Raw genomic sequence first — 18,845 nt, 5'->3', positions numbered from 1 at the left:
TATCCTCAGAGATCAAATCCAATTTTTTAACAAAATATCCACGATCTTACCTTGGTTGAGAAGGTCAAATATTATTTTGTTGATTGCATTTAATAAACATTCAGAATATACATAATTATTGCAACTATAATTGTCACGGGGCGTTTAGCCCCGACTCTATTAAAGTATATTTGGTTATTTTAATCGCTTCTCTAAATTTTCGATGAAATCGTTTGCACTAAGCTCAATTCCACTGGCGGCTATTATTAGTTCCTTGAACTCGTAGTAACAACCCTGTTTATAGATTTTTTCATCTAACCACTGGATTAGGCTGTTGAATTTTCCTCTAGAGAGTTCTATTTCGATCAAAGGGTTTTCCTGTGCTTTGTTGAATAGTTGGGCTGAAATAATTGCGCCTATGAGATAGCATGGGAAATACCCAAAATAACCCACGGCCCAGTGGATATCTTGCCAAGGGCCTTCATGAGGTAATGGGCTTATGCCAAGGTACTGTTCGAATAATTCTTGCCATCTGCTTTTTAGTTGTTTTACAGGGAGTTCGCCGGAGAGCAATTCTTTTTCTATTTTATAGCGTATAAGAATATGTGCAGGGTAGGTGAAGTCATCAGCTGTGACACGGATACCATCAGTATGGATTGTGTTGAAGTGTTCACACAATCGTTCTTTGTTGAAATAATCGACGTGGCCGAAGTTATTTTCCAATTGTTTGGCTAAATATCCTAAATAGGGAGTGGAATGGCCGACTTGTCTTTCGAATAGTAGGGCCAGACCTTCATGGATACACATTCCTCTAGAGTCGCTGACTGGTTGCCCGGGGGGCTGTTTTGGAAGTCGTGCTTCATACGATGCATGCCCTGTCTCATGCATGAGAGCTGAAATGCTCAAGAGTATGTCTTCTGGTTTGAGATAGCTGCAAACCCTTATGTCTCCTGTTACGCCGCCAGTGAAGGGATGTCGGCTCTCATCTAATCTTCCAGTGCTAAAATCAAACTCCATGTTTTCCATCAAAGCCTTGGCAAATTTTTTTTGCTGGCTTTTATTTACTCTTGGCCACATGTTTTGCTGTCTTGGAGAGCCTTTAGCGGTGGTGGCTAAGCTGAAGGTGAATGGTTCTATTTTACTGAAAACAGCCTCGACCGATTCAGTTCTCAGACCTGGTTGATGCTGTTCCAATAAGGCATCATACGGGCTGATCCCGAGTTTTTCTCCAAGGGAAAAGGCCATTTCCCGTGTCAGTTCTAGTAGTTCCTTAAAATTTCGCTCAAGAGACTGTTGATTTATTTCGTTGGCCTGAGCATGCCATGTTTCTTCGCATTTTACTGTTGCTCGGGTGAGCTTACCTGTTAGTTCCGGGGCGGTTGCGGTAGCTATGACATGCAAGCGATGGATTTCTCTGATATTAGCTTTTTGCCAATCATTTAAAATAGTGCTGTCAATGCGGTCCAGAAGTTCTGCCACTTCCTGGCTTGCGATTATTTCATGTTGTATAGTACTGAGTACTGACAGTTGTTCAGCCCTCAGTGAATGGCTGCCTCTTGGCATCATTGTCGCTTTGTCCCAATTTAAAATTGCATAGGCACCATACAGTGAGGTCCATTTAGCCATTAAGTCTGTTAGTTGCTGATAAAGGTTCATTCGTATACCTCAGGCCATTGGTAGAAATAGACTCTGTTCCAGTGGGATCCTACAATAAGTTCCCCTTGCTCTGTAACAAGAGGCGCTGAATGTGTACCTGTGGGGGCAGTGATTTGCCAGCGGAAATTTCCACTTTGATGATCATAGCAATGTATGGCTTCATCGATATGTGCGGGGTTATCGGTGGTACCGACAAATATGGGATCACCATTAGGTAACGTAGAAAAGGGAGTATATACAAAGCGTGTTCCTACTTTGGATTTCCATATGACATCAGCACTCTGTAAATTTATCCCATAAATATAGCGATCATCACTTCCTATAGTTGCGATATGATCATACCCAATCGATGGGCATGATACTACAAAGCCACCGGTTTCATGGATAGCACGTATGGTTCCTGTTCTTGAGTTGAAAATAACTACTTGACCGTTTTCTTCAGTCCCTATAATACCTGTTTCAATACCATAATCTAGCGCTGCGCTGCCTTCAAAACGCCCTTCATTTTCAATTTTCCATATTGTATTTCCAGCCTTATCTATACAAACCAATGTTTTGTTTGTTCCAAAGATAATGTTGCCTTCGGCTGTAAGGGCGGGGGAACTATATATATCGTCTATTACATCTTCTTCAAACGTGCGCTTCCAGACGAGTTTTCCACTGTTTATATTCAATGCATACATACTGTGATCGTAGCTGCCAGCGTAAACTAGTCCATTTTTTTCATCCAATGTTGGAGTGGAATGGAATGCATCATTAGCCTTAAATTGCCACAGGCAGCGCCCATTTGAAGAAACCATTCTAAGCATTGCGTCTTCCCCACCAATTATAAGGTCACCGTTAATTGTTACGGCAGGAGAACTATAGATCGGCCCTGTTGTTTGTAGCCGCCAATTTTGCTTTAGCGTTTTGGTATCGTAGCAATATATATATCCGTTGTAGCAACTGATAACTACACGGTTGTTGCCAATATTAGCAGGAATGCTCCAGATTCGTTCGTTGAATTCCAGTTCTCCATAAAGTACTGGGGGTTTAGTGTAATCCTGCCGCATAGATGTCCATTTTTTTTTGAAGCTTCTGAGAGATTGTTTGTTTTTATACCAAGTGGTGTTTAAATGTGAGTTGAACGTGGCAAGTGAGTGCTTTGTTTTTAGTGTCATTGTTCTTCCTCGATTGTGAATACAACTCGGGATGTAATAGTTCACAGGGATTCCGACTTTGGTGAATAAATATTAAAAATAATTGATGTATAAGTGTCTGGCCATTATCTCAGGTCGATCACGTTGACGAATAGTTGAGGGAACTGAGTGCAACATGGCTTTTAATTCGCTCTATAGATCAATTACGCTCCGAATACCGATTCAAAAGGTAATTCTGCCGGTCACGTAGCAGGAGTGTGAATTTGATGAGTTCTTCCATGATATCCACAAGCCGGTTGTAGTAAGAGGAGGGCTTCATGCGGCCAATATCGTCAAACTCCAAAAAGGCTTCAGGCACCGATAACTGATTGGGTATTATGAACATACGCATACATCTCCCTACAGTTCGTAGCTGGTTCACTACGTTGAATGATTGAGAGCCTCCATTCACCTGAAGTAAGGCTAATGTCTTACCTTGCGTAGGGCATCGTTCTCCTATCTCTAGGGGAACCCAGTCAAGTTGAGACTTGAATACTGCACTTATCGAGCCGTGGTATTCTGGAGAACACCACACCTGCCCTTCCGACCATTGCATCAGTTCATAAAGTTCTGCTACTTTTTCGTGGGTATCAGAAGTTGTATCCGGTAAGGGTAAATTGGATGGATCAAAGATCTTAATTTCAGCACCGATTTGTTCAAGTAGAAGAGCAGATTCTTGAACCAGCAATCGGCTAAAAGAAAGCTTGCGATTCGAGCCGTACAGAAGCAGGATCCGTGGCTTATGTGAAGAAAAATTCTGTACTTCCAACTTCTCTATAGAAGGAATATCTAAAAATTTGTGAATAACATTTGGTAAAGTATCGATCATATAGCTCTCCAAAGATCAAACAGTAGAATATCCTGAAATTTTTGGTATCTCTCGTGTTCATAATGAGAGTTGTTCAAAAGCCTCTAAGTTGAGTCCGCTAATGTTGTTGTGCTTGGCGGGTTCAGTTATAAATTCCTACTAAGCGTTGAGGAAATTGATATTTAACTACCTTCAAGTTAGACATAGGTAAAGCTCCTTTTTCATAAAAAAATACAGCTACCAAGGCTAAGTTGCCGATAACATAATGAAGGATGGCTAACTAACTTGGATCTTGGATAAGAAATTAAATGCTTATTCTGTGCTCCGGGTTTGTCACTAAAAAATCACGGACCTAAGAAGAGCAAATATGAGTAAGTTAATAGAACTCTTCTATAATGTCGATGATATTTGTCTCATATTTATCACTATATCACCAATTTGGATTTGGACCTTAAAAGCTTTTTTCAGGGAGAGTCAGTTTTCCAAGATTCAAAAAAATATGCTGATTGGCAGTAATTGCAATGCTCTCAGTATGTGTCTATTGAGGTTAATACATGATGGAAGTAAATTACGAGATTGAATTGTAATGCTGTTGGTTATTCAGAATCAGGAAAATATAAGATAATATTATTTTGGTGTTTTTTAACTTGGATATTTATAATTAACTGTATTGAATATATGATTGGGTTTTGATAAATTATCGGGGGTGATATATTTTAAGGAAATACAATCAGCTAGATAAACAAATAACTAGACAGAGGTAAAAAGATAAGTACGATGTAAGGTGTTCTATAAATGTACTTTTTGGGTTGTGGATTGATCTTTTCAAGATAAATTTATTTATAAACAGATGGTTATGAAAAATAAATTAATGTGTTTTATTTTTAATATTTATTTTTATTTAAAAATAAAATCATTATGTGAATTAATCGACTTGACATAAAAATAACTGAATGACTATATTTTATTTTACTCTTTTCCCAAGAGTCATGAAATTATAAGTAAGATGTGATGTTTAGAATAAATCAGACAATGTTCTGTTTCTGACTATTCTGTTCGTTATCGGAATAGTATGCTAGAAACAACATGCTAATTTAATGGAGGATATTAATATGATTAATTTTACGAGTGTTGAATTGCGTATCGAACCAGCAATGTTCTGTTTCTAAGTTGTTTAGAATATTGTAGCAGAGGGTCATAATGGGCGAACGTTTAAAACGTTCGCCTACCTTTTACGAAACTATCAAATAGCGAAGTGTTCGGAGAAAAATATGAGTGCAGAATCTCAGTCTTTAATCGAGGCAACGCTGTATTATAATAGAACAGGTGTAATGGAAAGTATCTGGTCTAAGGCGACCTGCCTAGCACTGACTTATCATAATTTTGATATGAATGGATATGTCATCACTCAAGCCTTAGAGCCTTCATTTCTCAAGGAGGTTTCTGATACGGTTAATATTCCCTATATGATGGTCGAAAATTTCACATACCCATGTAAAAGTCCTGGTGATGCCTTACAGTGGTTACTTTCTATGAAACCTTACTTGCCAGATATACAAAAACTTAACTTGGCTAGAGCGTTGATTACCACTGCACGATATCGCCTGGCCCAAGAGATATTGGCTGAGATTAATAGTCAAAAATTTCACCCTGAACAACAAATGACTTATCTGATAACGCGATTCATTGCAGACAATCGATTGGGAATACATGCTAATCATACCTATTTATTCGAAAATATAAGGACTATTATTGAAACTGAAAAAATTTCCGAAGAAAACATACTTGAAGTAGCCTCGTTGGCAATTGTCTGGTATTTGAAGACCAAAGCGATAGATCCTGTTACCTATGAATGGTTTGAAGCATGCGGAAAATGTGTTGTTGAGCGCATAATTAAGCGTGAAACATTTAAAGCAAAGCTAGCGCTTTCATCTTTTTATCGTGCTTATGCTATGGTTCCAGCAGCCACTGGTGATTCATCTGCAACTTGTGCACTTATGTTGAAGGCACAGCACTTTGCTGAAAGTCTTGAGCCCCAGAATGATCTAGAGGAAGCGTTGGCTGCTACTGCGAAAAAGACTGTTCTAGAATCTTCTATTAAGGAAATGCTCTACGTTAATCAGGATTTCGATGCAGCTGAACAATATGGCTTAGAACTCATATCGTTGGACCCACATTGGTCGATCAATTATCAAGAACTTGCCGAAGTCTACATCAAAAAAAGTGAATATGAAAAGGCTCTTAAACAGTATAAGAATGCCAAACACGTTGGGTTACCTAGAGCTACCTTAACTGAGTACATGATTGGTGTATGTCATGCCTATCTTGGCGATTCGGTTGCAGCAGTCGATGCTTTTAAGAGAGTTTTACAAGCTGATGTGACAAACATATCAGCTGGTTTGTCTGGCTACAAGGTCGCTTCTAAGAATGATCTCTCGTCTAAAGAATATTTTCGTGATTTTCTTGAGCGTTGGGATGCGCAAGGTCTTCTTACCAAAGAGCATAAGGAGATGATGGCATGAATTCCGTAGCACAACATATCAACCTTATCAAGGTGACACGATTCGACCATATACAAATGGAGGTATCTAATCTTGAAGAAAGTATTCGCTTCTATGAGGATGTGTTTGGGTTCCAGAAGAAGGAAGCTGGCCTGAGGAGGATGGTTCGTTGGGTAATAATGGGTAACGAAAGCAAATTGTATTTGTGTATGCATGAATATGCAGGTCGAGCAGGTATCGAAAATACGGGGCTGGAGATTACTCATGTGGGATTTATCGTAGAAGATTTCTCTTCAGTTGTGCAGAAATTGAAAGAGCATGGTGTAATGCTACCTGATGGGGAGATGATTCAATACCATTCTTCTCGATCTGTCTATTTTCTCGACCCCAATGGTTACAAGATAGAAATCTCTGAATTCGATGGAGGCGGTATTGATAGCTAACTGTGGGGCAACTGCTAGATAGATAGCCGGAGAATATGGACGACAACGAAGAATGGTTCCGTTGCGTGAAAGTGTGCCATCAAGTTCGATTTTCTCAAGGTTTTCATAAAATTGGTAAAGGCTATGATTGTAATATTGGATCTTGAAAGAGGAAACTATGCTGGGTGAAGACAGAGTTAGCGTAAAACCTATGGGTTGGAAAGTGGGCGATAGCATACATGCTCGATGTGTGATTCTACTAGATCCAGCCCATACTGACAAATTGCTGGCAGAGCTCTCGGGTATGTCAGTTAGATCGCTTAAAGGGCTGACCACTCAAGAGAATGTGGATAATGAAGTTGATGCGTTAATGGAGAGTGTGTATGAGCGTGTTAAAAGTGGAGATGGGCTTGTTATCTTGAAGGGAATCTCTGTTGCAGGCTTAGATGAGAATGAGTTGGGAGATTGTTTCTTACAGCTCTGTAGCCGAATGGGTAAGCCTGTTTCTCAGAGTGTAATGGGAGATATCATTGGCCGGGTCGAAGATATGACGCATATGGATCCTGATGCTAGGGGATATAGAAATCGTGAAGAGTTGGTCATGCATACGGATCAGCCAGATATGGTTTGTATGTTATGTGTCAGGAAAGCGAAGCAAGGAGGCCATAGCAAATTTGCGAGTGCGTTGGCTCTTCATGAAGCTATCCAAAAAAATCGGCCAGATCTGTTGCCAGCATTATATACCGGTTATCCTTACCATCGGTTAAACGAACATCCTCCAGGAGAGAATGAAATAACCGAATATAACGTACCAGTATTTTCTGAATGTAACGGTGATATTAGCATACGATACCTGAGATTTAACATGTTTGCCGCCGCGTTTGCTCGTGGTGAAAAAGTCCCCGCTAAGCTACGAGAGGCTGTTGATTATCTTGATGAATTGGCAACATCTCCCGTTTTTTGCTGGACTACACTTCTTGAAGAAGGTGACATGGTTTTCTTCAATAATTATTTATGTCTGCACTCACGCACAGCATTCGAAGATAATGATGATCCTAAGAAGAAACGGCTAATGTATAGAGTCTGGCTTGAATGTGAAAATTTTCGCTCTATACGTCCTGAACTTGCCGTTCATCCTGAAGGTGGTGGTGGGCGGGGAGGGGTAGCCCCTCAGGCTGGTAAGCGACCTGTCTTCGATTATGATTTCGACTTAGACTTAGACTGACAAAATATACTCATGAAATATAGAACTCTTGGATATAGTGGAGCCTACGTATCACCTATTTGTCTCGGTACCCAACAGTTTGGTAGATGGGTAGATGAGAGAGGTGCGCACGAAATACTTAACGCATTCACCGAGCAAGGAGGTAATTTCCTTGATTCTGCTGATTGCTATCCTATTTATTTGCCAAATGGTAGTGAAGGAGGGCAGGTATCAGAAATAATTATCGGTCGCTGGTTGAAGTTATATGCTAAACGTGATGACCTCATTATTGCGACTAAATTTTCAGCGCCTATGGGGGAGGGACCTAACAATGAGGGACTTTCGAGGAAACATATTGTCAAAGCGGTTGAACAGTCTTTAAAGCGCCTTGGAACGGATTACATTGATCTTTACCAAGCTCATGATGACTATCCCAACGTACCTATGGATGAGACTCACAGGGCTTTAGATAACCTGGTAGCGCGAGGTCTTGTACGTTATATAGGGTGTTCAAATTTTCCAGCTTGGAGGCTTATGAAGTCACTAGGGTTATGTGCTAAGCATAACTACGTTTCGTATGTAACGGTGCAGGGAAAATATAACCTGTTGGATAGAACTGAGTACGAGTGTGAAATGATGGATTTATGTCAAGAAGAGAAGATTGGAATGTTACCGTATGTTCCTCTCGCTAAAGGTTTTCTTACTGGAAAATATCATCGAGGCGTACCGAACACCCAGTCCCTGAGGGCTGATGATGTGATCAAACTCTATAATAACAACAGGGGCTGGAAAGTTCTTCAATTGGTTAGGAGTATAGCCGATAGGAATGCAGTGAGTTGCACTCAAGTGGCTCTGGCATGGCTACTACAAAGGCCCGCTGTTATATCGCCTGTGGTGGGTGTTAACGGTGTTGAACAATTGAAGGAAGTCTTTGGAGCGATTGATGTTTTCTTGCCTATTGAAGATATGGCTGAATTGAACAGGTGCTAGGAGCTGTCAACGGAGTTGTATACTATGATTGCGTTAATAGATCATTGTTATGGTATCCTCCCAGCCGGGAATAGGAAACGGGCTATTGCTCGGTTAGAGAAAGCGGGATTCTTGATTAGCCAAAGTTCTCTCCGGCACAAAGGAGGCAAGGATAGTATTTTTATTCATTTCACAGGTTCGTATCTCGAATTGATAGAGGTGGTGGATTCACGAGAGTTCGAAACTTGTTGCACTGAAGCAGAACAACGAGCTTCCCGATTTGGTTACCCTTATGCACTTGTGGCTGCTACTGCGGAGGTACAGTCTTGTGCAGAGATTTTGAAAAACTTACTCCTGAATGCTTCGAATGTTCGGTATATTGTTCCTCAGTTGGAAGGGTGGGTGGAGCCAGCTTGGGCTATCTTGGATGTTCCTGACACAGAGACTCCAGGTTGTACTCTACAGATAATCCAATACTTGCTTCGTCAGAAGGCATGGGCTGAAGCGACCTGTGGTTCCAATGGAATTTATGGGATTGGTGGGTTTTATTTTTGCACTAATACTCCAGTTGAAGATGCAAAATGTTGGTATCGGCTTCTTTTTTCTATGGATAGTTGCAGTGAGCAAAATAAACAAACGGTGTTGATTGGACGGCAGCAACTATATTGGCTTAGTCCTGCTGAGTTCCAATTGTATTTCGGTATTGAACTTGATCTTGATGAAAGTGGAGGAGCCCGGTTGGGGGCGGTGAAACTTCTTACGTCTGACGTCAGAGTATCTTTAAAATCCCTACAAAATGCAGGTTTTATTGTAGAAAGTGATGAACTCCGTAGCTTCCGTACACGTTTCGATATCGATTTAGGATATGCCTTTCATGTGGAGCAGGGGGCAGGAGTTTCTGATTATGCCTCCGATATTAACAGGCGGTTACTGGCCTGCAATCCAATCAAATCAGATAGTAGAGGGCTTGATGAGAGAATTTGATGTTAATGTATTCGATGCTCATATTCATACTGAATTTGACGGCAAGCCGGATCATTTCAGTGGTGTGGAATGTTCACTGGCTTCTTATAAAGAATCCATAGCTGGCATACGCTTCGTTGGTTCCCTTTCGGATTCTGCATCACCATCTAAGGAGCATGGTGATCTAAGCCAATTAGGGATTTACCATTGTGCTGTTGTGCGAAGTCTAGATTATGACTTTAATTCAATCAGTCAGAGTCTTGCATCAGGGGAAAAATTGGCGATAAAAATTAATGTTGGTTTTATACATCGGTATGCATCTGATGATATCTTCCAGCCTCTCTATTCTCTTGCATCAATGCTGAAAATTCCCGTTATGTTTCATAGTGGTGATCCTGGTTGGCCTCACGCTAAAATTAAATATGCAGATCCGGTTTCTTTAGACGAGGTGGCTGTCGATTATCCTGATGTCAACTTTGTGTTGGTTCATGCTGGAAACCCATGGTTTCGTAGCGCTGCTGCTGTTGCCTCGAAAAACTCTAATGTTTTCTTGGAGGGATCGTCTCTCATTGATGGGGATCTCAGAGCTTATTCGGATGAACGTTCAGACAGACTTATCTCAAAGCCTCTGTCTTGGATACTTGATTATCTTGGCACCTCTCGAAAATTAATTTTTGGTTCCGGTTGGCCGATGGTGCATTTAGGCTCTTATATTGATGTATTCCGTAAGGGGCTGCCTGAAGAAACTTGGGAAGATGTTTTTTGTAACAACGCACTCGGACTCTATGGACTAAGGATAGCACAAGAGGAAAGTGGGCGATTAGTACGGGTAGTCAAAAATTAGTCTAAGAATTTAGTTAGCGGATTTCTATGAGCATTATTCAAGTAAGAAATTTGAGTAAGTCTTACAGTATTTACACTAAAGCACCCGGTTTGTTGGGCAGTTTAAAATCATTCATTAAAAGAGATTATGCAGTCGTACAAGCGGTCAAGGCGATCAATTTCTCCATCGAAGAGGGAGAAATTGTGGGTTTTCTCGGGGCGAATGGGGCGGGGAAAACTACCACCATGAAGATGTTGGCTGGCATCATTCAACCCTCTTTAGGTGATGTCAGTGTTTTGGGGTATACCCCTTATGAACGAAAGAACGAATATCTAAAGTCAATATCATTTGTGGCTGGGCAGAAACAGCAACTCGCTTGGGATCTTACGCCTAATGATTCCTTCATACTTAATAAGGTTATCTATGATCTCGAAGATAATGAATTTTCCAGATGCCGTGACGAATTGGTTGAATTGCTTTCTATTGGTTCAGTGATTAACAGGCCGGTTCGTAATTTGTCTCTTGGTGAGCGTATGAAATGCGAATTAGCTTTGTCATTGCTACATAAACCAAAGGTTTTGTTTCTAGATGAACCTACGATTGGGTTAGATGCTAATATGCAGCGCGTCGTCCGTGAGTTCATCTTGCATTATAATCAGACGCACAAAGCAACAATTCTCCTAACTTCCCACTATATGGCGGATGTAGAAGCTCTTGCACGACGTGTCATTATTATCAATTCGGGAGAGATCATCTACGATGGGCAACTTTCGCATTTAATTGCAAAACGTTCTCCCAAAAAGATTATAAAGGCTAGTCTTTCAGGTCCAATCAATCCAGAGCTGAGTTCGTTACCTGGATTGCTATTCTATGATGGTCACGATATTGAACTGATGGTAGAGCGTGACGCATTATCTTCTGCAATAACAAGATTGATGTCCGAACGAGTCGTGCTTGATATCTCGATCCATGATGAACCGATAGATCGTGTTCTGGAAGGGTATTTATCTTCAAAAGGTGAGCTTAATGTGCAAATCCTTTAAGCGGGCTCTACAGTTATGGAAGGTGCTCATTGGCCAATCTTTCTCCCAGGCTATTGCGTATCGAGCGCAGTCGATGGTTTGGATGATAGGTGGTGTGATGCCTATCGCTGTGATGTTGGTTTGGCTTAGTCTGGCAGATGGAGGGGCTATTGGCGGTTATACACCCAGCGATTTCGCGGTTTATTTCCTTTCTATTTACTTGGTACGTCAATTAACGTCCATTTGGGTAATGCAGCGTTTGGATCGTGATATCCGCCGCGGGGAGCTTTCTATGCTATTGTTGCGCCCGGTGTCTCCCCTCTATTGTTATATTGCGGATCACGTGGGACAAATGATTGTTCGGGGGCCGATTATATTAGTGGTTTTTATTTCTGGTATCGTTTTAAGTGGTAACTTGCAACGCTTGGATATCTGGAACTTTTTGGCTTTTTTGCCCTCACTCATGCTTGCTTGGATTATCATTTTTCATCTTTATTATTGTCTAGGTTTGTTGGCTTTTTGGATTAATAACACAATGGCGTTTGACCCATTGCTTTGGGCGCTTTATACGATACTTGGGGGATCGCTCATTCCTCTTGATTTATATCCGCCTGGTATCGCTGGATTATTAAAAGTTTTGCCTTTTGCATCGGCAATGGATTCTCCAGTGAAAATAATATTAGGAAAACTAGATCATGGTGAATTATTAATAGGTTTCTTGATACAGTTATTCTGGGTTATCGCGCTCATGTTAATTCGTGCTTTGCTATGGTCGATGGGATTGAAAAAATATACGGCTTCAGGAGCCTAATTAAATGCGGTACTGTTTACTATTGTTGGTATTGATAAGGAATTCTTTCGTCTTGGAACTTGAATTTCGACTCAATGCCTTGGTTAACTTGATCAATTCCTCTCTCGCTTGCCTGCTGGCGTTACTTGTTCTGACGGGGTTTTTCGGTCAAGTATCCCAAGTAGGGGGGTGGAGTTTCAATCAAATGGTTGCCTTACTTGGTGTGACTCTCATTGTGGAGTCACTAATCGATAGCTGGCTATTTCCAAGTATCCACTCCCTATCAGAATTCATCAGGAGAGGGGACCTGGATTTTATGCTTATTCGTCCCATTGACCATCAGTTTTTTATCACATTTCATCGTTTTAATGTGTGGGATGGTGCGAATTTTGTCGTTGGTTATATAGTTGTTCTGGTGGCTATGCATCAACAAGATGCTTTGATATTTTCAAATTTCATGCAGTTTAATCTGGCACTATTATTGGGCGCGTGTATTTTCTATTCTCTGTTTATGTGTTCGAATCTCATCGCTTTTTGGTTTACTAAAGTTTCTGACGTATGGATTATTTGCTACTCTCTTATGGATATGGGACGGTTTCCTGTCAGTGCTTATCCAGGTGCTATGCGGTTCGTTCTGAGTTTTATATTACCAATTGTTTTCGTAAGTAACGTACCTGCGCAAGCTGCCTTGGGCATGCTTAATTTCGGCACGTTGGCTATGGCTTTTATGTACGCATTAGGGGCGTTATTCTTCACCCGATACCTCTGGCTTAAAGCTCTATCAAGATATAGTAGCGCAAGTAGCTGATGATATGTATTTAAAGAAAATAGAGGGTAGTTTATTAGTCGAATCCGTCAAAATCGGTTATTCTGTTAGGTGATACGACAGATCATGGCGGTAAGGTTATTACCGTTATTGATGAATATGCTCACAATGGTGTTCCTATAGCAGGTCAAGAAGATTTGGTCGAGTGTCCTCAATGTCAAGGTGTATTTCCTATTATTCAGGGTGCTGGTTCTTTAAAATATAAAGGAAAACCTATTGCGCTTGAAGGAATGCAAACAGCCTGTGGAGCAAAATTAATTGCCAGTCAGAGTAAATTTACCCATGACTTTTGAAATCAATGGAGCTGACGTCCAATTGGGACGGGTTCCATGATAAACAAACGCCATAAGGTCTCTAAAATAGTGATGAATTGGTTTTTTCGGTCACATTAAGCACATTCAATACAGATGAATATTGAATATCAGAGTCTATAAATTAAAGATAGTTTCTGTTCACTTCACTTTATTGGCTATTATCACTGTATAACGTTTTTAATATTAAGCTGAAAATTTAAATCACTTTATGTGGGCCAAAACATTCATAGTGAATAAATTGTTCATCTATTCCCATATCCAATAACTGTTTCGCTACATATTGCATAAAGGGAACTGGACCACAGAAATAGAAGTGCATTCCTTCTGTTTTCAATGCCTCATTCAGAACTGCCAGATCCATAAAACCTTTGTGTTGATAATGAAGACCTTGTTGATCTTCATTCCTTGGTTCGCGGTACCAGATTGTGCTGTCAAAATTCGGCATTGCCTGCGCCATCGTTGCGACTTCATTGCTAAACGCGTGATGGCCGCCGTGTTCCGCCGCATGTAACCAGTTGATTTGGCTATTATGGTTTTGCTGGTGGAGGTGATGCAACATACTCATCATGGGTGTCAGGCCAACGCCCGCAGAAATCAAAGTAACCGGCGTTTCTGGTTTAATATCAAGGAAAAAATCACCGCGTGGAGCGGCCAGCCAGACGGTATCGCCTTCTTGCATTTTATCGTGCATATGGTTGGAAACGATTCCTTGTGGCTCACGTTTAATCGCAATCCGGTAGCTGGAACCGTTTGGGGCTGCCGTCAGTGAATACTGGCGAATTTCTCGGTTAGCAAAATTATCATCTTCCAGATAAATGCTCAGATACTGGCCAGGTTTGTAATCCATCACTTTCCCGCCATCCTGTGGTATAAATTCAAAGCTGCAAATTACCTCACTTTTTACCTCTTTCCGGCTGATACGGAATGGACGTAAGCCACGCCAGCCACCATCTGTTGATTCTCCGCTATGATAGATTTGCTCTTCACGATTGATAAAAACATCAGCGAGCACGCCATAAGCTTTTCCCCAGGCATCCAGAATTTCATTTCCCGGCTGGAACATTTCATCCAATGTTGCCAACAGATGAGTACCGACAATCTGATAATGCTTTGGTTGAATATTCAGGCTAGCGTGTTTATGCGCGATTTTTTCTACAGCCGGTAATAGTACCTCTAAGTTATCAATATTGGCGGCGTAGGCGCAGATCGCGTTGAACAGGGCTTCACGCTGATCGCCATTAAGTTGATGGCTCATATTAAAAATATTTTTCAACTCAGGATTATGTTTAAACATCCGTTCATAGAAATGTGCTGTCAGTCGTGGACCAGTAGCAGAAAGTAATGGAATCGTTGATTTGACAGTGGCAATAGTTTGGCTATCCAGCATGTTGAAGCTCCTGAATTTCTTTCAAGTGGGTAATGAAATTTATAACATGTAATTAAAATGCAACTTATACTTTTTTGGGGGCCTTGTAAATATAGAATGTGGTCTTTATGGTAAAAAAATAGTCATAATGGATATTTGTACTAAGGAAGGGACTTCTTTGGGCCGTAAATTCTGACAAAGAGGAAAAATGGAGCGTAATTTTCATTACCCTACTTTGGAGCAGATACTTTGCTTGCAATCGATATGCAATCGTTTGCGTAAAATATTTTGTCAAGACTATCTCATTAGGTGAAAAGGGTTTACACTGTGTGCCATTCGGCCCCTTGGGGTGTTGTTTGAAGAGAAGTTAGCTGAGTCAGGAGAACCCAATGTTAAAGCGTGAAATGAATATTGCTAGTTATGATCCCGAACTATGGCAGGCGATGGAGCAAGAAGTTGTTCGTCAGGAAGAACATATCGAATTAATTGCCTCTGAAAACTATACCAGCCCAAGAGTTATGCAGGCACAGGGCTCTCAACTCACTAACAAATATGCCGAAGGTTATCCGGGTAAACGCTATTACGGTGGTTGTGAATATGTAGACGTTGTTGAACAATTAGCTATCGATCGTGCTAAGGCGCTGTTTGGTGCTGATTATGCCAATGTTCAACCACATTCTGGTTCTCAAGCGAATGCGGCAGTTTATATGGCTTTGTTGCAACCGGGCGATACGGTTCTGGGGATGAATTTGGCACATGGCGGTCATTTGACCCACGGCTCTCCGGTTAACTTCTCTGGTAAGTTATATAACGTTGTGCCTTACGGCATCGATGAAAGCGGTAAAATCGATTATGACGATATCGCGGCACAAGCTCAAAAACATCAGCCAAAGATGATTATCGGCGGTTTCTCGGCTTATTCCGGTGTGGTTGACTGGGCAAAAATGCGTGAAATTGCAGACAGCATTGGTGCTTATTTGTTCGTTGATATGGCACACGTTGCCGGCCTGATTGCCGCAGGAGTATATCCTAACCCAGTTCCTCATGCCCACATCGTGACTACCACGACGCACAAAACACTGGCGGGTCCACGTGGTGGTTTGATCTTGGCGAAAGGCGGCGACGAAGATCTGTATAAGAAGCTGAACTCTTCAGTGTTCCCTGGCTGTCAGGGTGGACCCCTGATGCATGTGATTGCAGGCAAAGCGGTGGCATTGAAAGAAGCAATGGAACCAGAGTTCAAAGCGTATCAACATCAGGTTGCTGATAACGCGAAAGCGATGGTTGAGGTGTTTTTGGCACGTGGTTACAAAGTAGTTTCTGGCGGTACAGAGAACCACCTGTTCCTGCTGGATCTGGTTGATAAAGACATCACTGGTAAAGATGCCGATGCTGCGTTGGGTCGAGCCAACATTACGGTAAACAAAAATAGCGTGCCTAATGATCCGAAGAGCCCATTTGTAACTTCTGGTGTGCGTATTGGTACGCCTGCGATTACCCGCCGTGGCTTTAAACAAGCAGAAGCGCGTGAATTGGCTGGCTGGATGTGTGATGTATTGGACAACATCAATGATGAAGAGACTATTGAAACAACTAAGCAGAAAGTTCTGGCTATTTGCGCAAGATATCCGGTTTACGCATAAATTAAAATTTCAATAAGTCATTACAAAACCTGCTCCGGCTAACATTGTTTGCTTAAGTGGGATATTGAGGAGTGATGCGTGGATTTTCCCCCGGGAATATCTACTTCAAGATAACTCTCAGTATCTTAATTTCTTGAGCTAATCAAGTTAGGTAAGGGCGGGTTTTTTGCATTTTTTACCAGGGAGGACTAATGGTTATTCGATCGACGCGCTGGCTGGCGTTAGATTACTTCACATATTTCTTTTCTTACGGGATATTTTTACCTTTCTGGGCAACTTGGCTACAGGGTGAAGGTATAGAGCACGATATGATAGGGGTTCTATTGGGTGCAGGTTTGATTTCCCGTTTCTTGGGCAGTTTATTAATCGCACCTACAGTTAAAGATCCCGCAAAACTTATTTTTGCGCTACGTATATCAGCATTGATAACCTTTATTTTCATCGTTGGCTTTACATTAGGAAATCATTGGGCGTGGCTCCTGTTCGTCATGGTTGGCTTCAATCTATTTTTTTCGCCGATGATGCCATTGAGTGATGCGCTGGCGGGAACATGGCAAAAACAATTTCCTTTTGATTACGGCAAGATACGGGGTTGGGGTTCAATTGCCTTTATTATCAGCTCAGCATTAACCGGGGAATTGATCTCTGTCTGGGGACATCGTGCCATCCTCATCACGATATTGTTTAGCGTCTTCTCTACGTTGTTGGTGACATTACTTAGGCCGTCTATCATGCCTGTTGGTGAAGTCAAATCCGCCAAAGTGGATGTTGTGTCATTTAAGCAGTTGTTGTCTGAAAAACCGGTATGTCGGTTCCTGTTATGTGTCGCTTTATTGCAGGCGGCTCATGCGGGATATTACAGCTTCAGTGCGATTTACTGGAAAAATGCAGGCTATTCTGCCTCGGTAGTCGGTTATCTCTGGTCATTGGGCGTAGTGGCTGAAGTTATTATTTTTACTTTGAGTAATAAATTATTTCGGCGTTGGAATGCTCGTAATCTTTTGCTGCTTTCTGGCATATGTGGCGTTGTTCGCTGGGGATTGATGGGAACATTCACCTCATTACCAGTGTTGATTATCGTTCAAATTTTGCATTGTGGTACGTTCACTGTCTGCCATTTGGCAGCGATGCGTTTTATCGGTGCAAGAAGAGAAGGGGAAATTGTGCGTTTACAGGCGGCTTATTCCGCGTTGGCAATGGGGGGAGGTATTGCTGTCATGACGGTAATTGCTGGATTTATGTATGATTATCTGCACAGTGGCATTTTCTGGATGATGGCTTTGGTTGCTTTTCCTGCTATTTTCGTACGACCACAGGTTAAAGCTCATAATTATTAACAATATACATTTAGTTTCTTACAATATTTTTGTAAGAAACTAAATGCCTCAATAAGATTTTTATGAGATATCATGTTGAATAAATTAACAATAAAAGATATCGCGCGCTTGGCTAATGTCAGTAAATCAACCGTCTCGCGAGTATTAAACAATGAGAATAGTGTAAGCCCACAAGCACGTGAAAGAGTTGAAACGATTATCCAACAAAATAATTTTATTCCATCTAAATCAGCAAGAGCGATGCGAATAAAGAGTGACAAAATCATTGCCTTAGTTGTGTCGCGTCTGGGATCTTTTTCAGAGAATTTATCGATAAGTACTATGTTACCCCTGTTTTACCAGCATGGTTACGACCCCATTATTATGGAAAGTAATTTTGATCCACAGCTTTTACAGGAACATCTACGTCAGTTGGCATTACGTCATGCAGATGGCATTATTTTGTTCGGTTTTACCGGATTGTCAGAAGAGTCCCTCTTCCCTTGGCGTGACAAAATGGTGGTATTTGCCCGTGAATATACAGGTTTTTCTTCTGTATGTTATGACGATATTGGTGCTGTTCGTTTATTGATGAATGAATTCTATCAGCGGGGGCACAGAGATATTAGTTTTCTTGGCGTAGATGATTGTGATACCACGACAGGTTTTCTTCGCCATCAATCTTATCTAACTTGTTGTGAACAGCAAGATTTGCTTCCGCTTGCTGTTCAATGTGATTTAAGCTATCAGAGTGGGTTTCAGCATGTTAATAAGGTATTGAGAGAGAAAACGACAGCTTTAATCTGTGCAACCGATAGTTTGGCATTAGGTGCATATAAATATTTGCAGCAAAATAATCGGGAAGATATACAAATAGGTAGCATTGGTAATACACCTTTATTGAATTTTTTATACCCTAACACGCTTTCTATTGATTTGGGTTATGGTGAGGCGGGTAAATATGCGGTTGGTCAATTAATTGCTCAAATAAATCGTCAATACCCAAAACAACAAGTAATCATTCCGAGTAAGTTGGCTTAAAAATAAGAAATATTTCCGTCTCAA

General features: G+C 41.2%; 16 protein-coding genes and 1 pseudogene. 13 read left to right on the top strand and 4 right to left on the bottom strand.

The window, feature by feature from the left end; translation table 11 throughout:
• Positions 1-174: 174 nt before the first annotated feature.
• The 3 genes from LG003_RS12215 to arsH form a co-directional block, all read right to left on the bottom strand.
• Complete coding sequence (locus tag LG003_RS12215) at positions 175-1,635, bottom strand: carboxypeptidase (protein WP_262980836.1); 1,461 nt, start codon at positions 1,633-1,635, stop codon at positions 175-177.
• Positions 1,632-2,795, bottom strand: a complete 1,164-nt coding sequence (locus tag LG003_RS12210) for a PQQ-binding-like beta-propeller repeat protein (protein WP_262980835.1) — start codon at positions 2,793-2,795, stop codon at positions 1,632-1,634. The genes LG003_RS12215 and LG003_RS12210 overlap by 4 nt, the downstream gene beginning before the upstream one ends.
• Before the next feature lie 178 nt (positions 2,796-2,973).
• Positions 2,974-3,642, bottom strand: a complete 669-nt coding sequence (gene arsH / locus LG003_RS12205) for an arsenical resistance protein ArsH (protein WP_262980834.1) — start codon at positions 3,640-3,642, stop codon at positions 2,974-2,976.
• Between the two features lie 1,250 nt (positions 3,643-4,892).
• Between arsH and LG003_RS12200 the strand changes: the two genes are divergently transcribed.
• From LG003_RS12200 to LG003_RS12155, 10 genes are all read left to right on the top strand, one after another.
• Positions 4,893-6,143, top strand: coding sequence for a hypothetical protein (locus tag LG003_RS12200; protein ID WP_262980833.1), 1,251 nt, complete (start codon positions 4,893-4,895; stop codon positions 6,141-6,143).
• Positions 6,140-6,565, top strand: coding sequence for a VOC family protein (locus tag LG003_RS12195; protein ID WP_262980832.1), 426 nt, complete (start codon positions 6,140-6,142; stop codon positions 6,563-6,565). The genes LG003_RS12200 and LG003_RS12195 overlap by 4 nt, the downstream gene beginning before the upstream one ends.
• A 157-nt stretch (positions 6,566-6,722) precedes the next feature.
• The gene (locus tag LG003_RS12190) at positions 6,723-7,769 is read left to right on the top strand and encodes a TauD/TfdA family dioxygenase (protein WP_262980831.1); all 1,047 of its coding nucleotides are present in this window, start codon (positions 6,723-6,725) and stop codon (positions 7,767-7,769) included.
• A gap of 12 nt (positions 7,770-7,781) precedes the next feature.
• Complete coding sequence (locus LG003_RS12185) at positions 7,782-8,738, top strand: aldo/keto reductase (RefSeq protein WP_262980830.1); 957 nt, start codon at positions 7,782-7,784, stop codon at positions 8,736-8,738.
• Positions 8,739-8,762: 24 nt separating this feature from the next.
• Positions 8,763-9,701, top strand: a complete 939-nt coding sequence (locus tag LG003_RS12180) for a VOC family protein (RefSeq protein ID WP_262980829.1) — start codon at positions 8,763-8,765, stop codon at positions 9,699-9,701.
• On the top strand, positions 9,688-10,524 hold the full coding sequence (locus LG003_RS12175; RefSeq protein ID WP_262980828.1) for an amidohydrolase family protein: 837 nt from the start codon (positions 9,688-9,690) through the stop codon (positions 10,522-10,524). Before LG003_RS12180 ends, LG003_RS12175 begins: the two co-directional genes overlap by 14 nt.
• 26 nt (positions 10,525-10,550) lie before the next feature.
• Positions 10,551-11,546 (top strand): ABC transporter ATP-binding protein, encoded by a 996-nt coding sequence (locus LG003_RS12170; protein WP_262980827.1) that lies wholly within the window; start codon positions 10,551-10,553, stop codon positions 11,544-11,546.
• Entirely contained in the window at positions 11,530-12,336 is an 807-nt protein-coding gene (locus LG003_RS12165) for an ABC transporter permease (protein WP_262980826.1), read from the top strand. Before LG003_RS12170 ends, LG003_RS12165 begins: the two co-directional genes overlap by 17 nt.
• Before the next feature lie 4 nt (positions 12,337-12,340).
• A complete protein-coding gene (locus tag LG003_RS12160) occupies positions 12,341-13,123 on the top strand; it encodes an ABC transporter permease (RefSeq protein ID WP_262980825.1) in 783 nt (260 codons plus the stop codon).
• 59 nt (positions 13,124-13,182) lie between these two features.
• Complete coding sequence (locus LG003_RS12155; RefSeq protein ID WP_262980837.1) at positions 13,183-13,434, top strand: PAAR domain-containing protein; 252 nt, start codon at positions 13,183-13,185, stop codon at positions 13,432-13,434.
• Positions 13,435-13,651: 217 nt separating this feature from the next.
• Here the strand turns inward: LG003_RS12155 and hmpA are convergent.
• Positions 13,652-14,845, bottom strand: a pseudogene (gene hmpA / locus LG003_RS12150) (NO-inducible flavohemoprotein); the annotation flags it as partial.
• Positions 14,846-15,210: 365 nt separating this feature from the next.
• Here hmpA and glyA point away from each other — a divergent pair.
• The 3 genes from glyA to treR all read left to right on the top strand — a co-directional run bounded on the left by glyA (position 15,211) and on the right by treR (position 18,821).
• Positions 15,211-16,464 (top strand): serine hydroxymethyltransferase, encoded by a 1,254-nt coding sequence (glyA, locus tag LG003_RS12145; RefSeq protein ID WP_262980823.1) that lies wholly within the window; start codon positions 15,211-15,213, stop codon positions 16,462-16,464.
• A 191-nt stretch (positions 16,465-16,655) separates the two neighbouring features.
• Entirely contained in the window at positions 16,656-17,801 is a 1,146-nt protein-coding gene (locus LG003_RS12140; protein WP_262980822.1) for a 3-phenylpropionate MFS transporter, read from the top strand.
• A gap of 72 nt (positions 17,802-17,873) precedes the next feature.
• Entirely contained in the window at positions 17,874-18,821 is a 948-nt protein-coding gene (gene treR / locus LG003_RS12135; protein ID WP_112876339.1) for a trehalose operon repressor TreR, read from the top strand.
• Positions 18,822-18,845: the final 24 nt, after the last annotated feature.

Origin of the sequence: Photorhabdus kleinii (assembly GCF_025384885.1) — a bacterium.
GTDB classification, from domain to species: Bacteria; Pseudomonadota; Gammaproteobacteria; order Enterobacterales; family Enterobacteriaceae; genus Photorhabdus; species Photorhabdus kayaii.
This window is presented reverse-complemented; position numbering and strand designations above follow the sequence as displayed.